Annotated in this window: 1 protein-coding gene; it reads left to right on the forward strand. The window is 75.0% G+C overall.

Annotation, left to right across the window (positions count from 1 at the left end):
• Nucleotides 1-84: 84 nt before the first annotated feature.
• Nucleotides 85-292, forward strand: a 208-nt coding sequence (locus tag KVS67_RS11820) for a CoA-transferase (RefSeq protein WP_305799836.1), incomplete at its 3' end; no start/stop codon positions are given.

A 292-nucleotide genomic window follows, 5' to 3' on the forward strand; every position in this document is an offset into this window, starting at 1 on the left:
TCTCGCTCTGCGGCGGCGGCGGCCAGGGCGAGGCCCTGATCCTCTTCCGCTGACGGGCCGCCCCTGACAGAAAGGACCCCGGACATGGCTCTCGACAAGACCGTGGCCACGCCCGCCGAGGCGGTGGCGGGCGTGCCGGACGGCGCGTCCCTGGCCGTCGGCGGCTTCGGGCTCTCCGGCAACCCCGTGCAGCTCATCGCGGCCCTGCTCGAGCAGGGCGCCACGGACCTGTCCGTCGTCTCCCACAACAGCGGCGTGGACGGCTGGGGCCTGGGCATCCTGCTCGGCGCGC

The sequence above is a fragment of the Micrococcus sp. GbtcB5 genome (genome assembly GCF_019091605.1).
In the GTDB taxonomy this organism is placed as follows: Bacteria; Actinomycetota; Actinomycetes; order Actinomycetales; family Micrococcaceae; genus Micrococcus; species Micrococcus luteus.